This is a genomic window from Bartonella tribocorum, from assembly GCF_002778015.1.
Lineage (GTDB): Bacteria > Pseudomonadota > Alphaproteobacteria > Rhizobiales > Rhizobiaceae > Bartonella > Bartonella tribocorum_B.
This window is the reverse complement of record NZ_NJPP01000059.1, coordinates 1-3,874: the sequence shown is the minus strand read 5'-3', so window position 1 is coordinate 3,874 and position 3,874 is coordinate 1. Positions and strand designations below refer to the sequence as shown.

Below are 3,874 nucleotides of genomic sequence, written 5' to 3'. Positions count from 1 at the left end.
TCCACCTTGAACAATTTTGATAAAAGAGGTGATGCTTTTGTCCGGCACGCCATCACGCCCAGCGGCAACCGCACCGCGGGTGATTGTTACGGTTTTTTCTTTGGTCAACAAAATGGAATGAACAGCAGCAATGGGAGCGTAATAGGTTTTAAAGGTAAAGCTTGTTTTTCCCTTTTGGGGCACAAAAATATGGGTTTCACTAGGGACAGCACTTGTCGAAAAGTCTTCCACCTCTTCATAGCGCAAAGCAGCAATGCAACAAAAAGATATCAATAATTCCATCAAAACACTCAAGAAGAGTACTAAGATTTATAAAAATACCAATAAGTGCTCTTTGGCATATTTATAAAATACATTACATCCAATATAAAACACCTAAGATCCAAAATTAAGAAAATTTTTTAGCTGCTTCTAATGAGGCTGTCCCCCTTTATTCTTCTTAAAGCATCAAAATATATAACAGCACTGTAATACCATTTACGAGAGTACAAACAAACAACGATCATCTTCTTTTAATATTAACCTTAAATATCATTTTAATATTTTTAATTATATATTAAATATATAATAAATAAAACTGTAAATATAATATGAGTTTTATTTAATAGTATACATTAATGATTAATTTTTAAATTTGACTATAAGTAAATTATAAATATATTAAAAGAGTTTTTATTAATCATTATTTATTTTTTTATATTGTCTGTTCTTCTTATGTAACAAGTATGGATATAGCAAGCAGGAAAAACATTTGCGGCTTAGTAAGAGAGGAGGATATAGATGTCTAAAAAATCTTTTTTATCGTGCACGGCAATTGTAGAAATTCTATTGTTTAGCGCCTATCACAACGCACAAGCGAAAGAACTTAAAATTTCTGATGGAACAAGAACAGAAGTCTCTAAAGAAAGCTACGATAATATTGGGGTAGAAAAAGGTGGAAAAATCATTGGCACCAATTTACAGCTGGGGAGTACGCCTCCAACACAACCATCATCTGCTACAACCATTGTCACCGTTAAAGGATCCGATAGTTTGATTGAATTATCAGACAATACTATCATTGGTGCTCCACTTGGAACTGAATCTTCCTATGTATACGGCGTTAATATATCGGACAACGCCACATTCAAAATGACAGGAGGTTCTATCAATGTTGATATAAACGCTATTCAGCTAGATGGTGGTAACGGAGAGCTGGAAAATGTCACAATAACGAGTGAGAACAGCGAACCCAATGAAGTACAAGGAAACGCAATAAAAGCTGAGAATAAAAGTAACCTCGTTTTGAAAAACATAACTGCTACAAAAGCAAAATTCAGCATCCTAGCAGATAAAAAATCTCAAGTAACAATCACCGGTGGATCCTTTGAGGCAAAAGAAGCAGCAATATCTACGCAAAACGGCAGCACCATTATTTTAAAAAATGGTGCAAGAATCACTTCATCTGAAGGTAATGGACTCAAGGCTGTTGGTGAGCAATCAAAAATTTTCATGACAGGAGGGGCTATTACCGCTAGCATTATGTTATATGCAATTGATGGTGGATATATTAATGTTAAAGATGTTGCACTCATAGCAAATGGTGAAGATTTAAGTACAGGCGCATTAGCTGATGACATCAACAGCATCATTGAATTAAAAGGAAAAACAACGATTACGAATACTCTCTTTGGTCTTCATGCAACGAATGGAGGCAAAATCACGAGCGAAGAATTAACAATAAAGGGAGGGAAAATAAGTGTTGAGAGAATTGAACTTCCCAGCATAGGTGTAGGTGCTGTTGACAACAGCATCATTGAATTAAAAGAAAAAACAACGATTGAAAAAGTTGATGTTGGACTTGTCGCATCTGGGAATAGCACGATTAAGATGGTCAATGGTGCTGTAAAGGAAAACAAAATAGATGCAACAAAAATTGCACTATCAGTAGACAGTAATGGACGTATTGATCTCGCAAATACTTCTGCAACAGCAGGGTTTATTGGAGTGGATTTTGCAGATTTGTCTCAAGATAATTCAGATGACCTAAGCAATAGTAATCCACAAGATTGGCAAAACAGTGAAGTTAATTTGACCAATACAGATCTGATCGTTGAAAATGGTATAGGAATAAATACCAATGAATCAATTGGAAAAATTAATCTCAAAAACTCAGAAATTCATGCGGATGTGTTATTAAGCAATGGTGTTTTTGGGGACACAATTTCTTGGCAAAATAAAAAATTGTGGAATGGAAAAGAAGCTAAGGAAATCTCCACCGGCAGCTTCACCTTAAATGCAGATCATTCTACTTTAGAAGGCAGAGCAAACATTGCACAAGAAAGAAACGTACGCTTTTACCTCAAAAATGGGACACAATGGATCTTAAAAAACAGCACACAAGAAAAAGATGCTGATGGTAATCTACTTGATGTTGCTCAAAGATCACGGTCTGATATTTCTGTCCTGAATCTCGAAAATAGCTCTGTTGTTTTTAAAGAACCAACAGAAAATCATTACCACACATTGCATATAGACTCTGGAAAACCAGAAACTCAAGCAGTCTATAATGCAACAGGCGATGCAAGAATTTATTTCAATACAAAATGGAGTGATGGCACGCCAATAGCAGAGCAAGAAACCGATCGACTTCTGATCAATGGAAATGTTTCAGGAAATACAAATATTCTTGTTAATTTAAAAGGAAACACCACTCAAAAAAAATCTTCTGATGTTGAAAGAAATGTACGAGGACTTTCTCTTATCCAAGTTTCTGGAACAGCTGAAGAAGGCTCCTTCAAATTAGCCCATGGCTATACCACAATAGGTGGTTCACCAGATAAATATATGCTCCGTGCTTATGGACCAAACTCGAGCCAAGGAAAAGCGAATATTGAACAAAATCTGTTCGATGAAAAAGATGAAAATTTCTGGGATTTTCGTCTACAACCTGAATTTCTTAATTCTAAACCAGGTTCTGGTTCTAATCCAGAGTCCGGCTCTAACCCCGAAGAAAATGTGCATACACCTGTAGCACAAATGGCAAGCTATTTGGTCATGCCAAACGCTCTCTTCCACAGTGGATTAACCGATATCGCCAAGCAAAACGAATTTTTAGCCAATCTCAGAACATCTGTCATAGAAACACAACAAGAAAAACAGAACGCCTTCTTCTTATACACCTATGGGAATACAGCGACCTTATCTTCTGCTCGTGGTCCTCTGGAATACGGTTATGGTGCTGATCTTCGCTATGCCGCTCTACAAGGAGGTGTTAATTTCGCAGCGCTGGAAGGGCATAATACCACAACACATTTGGGTCTTTTGGGCACCTATGGGCAACTCTCTTTCACACCAAAGGATATGAAAGACGCAAGTAAGAGCACAGTGGATAAATGGTCACTCGCAGCCTACGCAACCATACAACATGACAATGGTTTCTATCTTGATACGTTGTTATCCTATGGCTTCCTAAAGGGAAAGATCACCAATGCCCTCATTGGGACAACTGCAAAGTTGAAAAATGCAAAAATGTTGTCGATCTCCACAACTGTTGGCAAAGAATTTGCAACGGGAGTAGAAAGGTTAACATTTGAACCACAAGCACAACTTGCTTATCAACATTTGATGTTTGATACCATTAAAGATGCTGATAATCTAACCATTGACATGCAAAATCCTTCTCAATGGTTGATCCGTGTTGGTGGACGTTTAACCAAAACCATTGCCACAGAAAACAACCGTCCTATGTCTTTTTATGGAAAAGTAAACTTGATCAAAACCTTTGGTGATGATCAAGCAATCCATATTGATAAGGATTATAAACGTGACCCCTCAGGGACTTCCCTTGAAGGTGGGCTTGGTATTAGTGCACAATTGTCCACTAATCTCTCCC

At 37.1% G+C, this 3,874-nt stretch carries 1 protein-coding gene and 1 pseudogene; one reads left to right on the top strand and one right to left on the bottom strand.

Features of this window, described 5'->3' with window-relative positions; genetic code table 11:
* Positions 1-255, bottom strand: a pseudogene (locus CEV08_RS09000) (DUF4815 domain-containing protein); the annotation flags it as partial.
* A gap of 525 nt (positions 256-780) precedes the next feature.
* Here CEV08_RS09000 and CEV08_RS08995 point away from each other — a divergent pair.
* Positions 781-3,874: autotransporter outer membrane beta-barrel domain-containing protein (locus CEV08_RS08995; RefSeq protein ID WP_100131262.1), on the top strand; the 3,094-nt coding region annotated here is incomplete at its 3' end.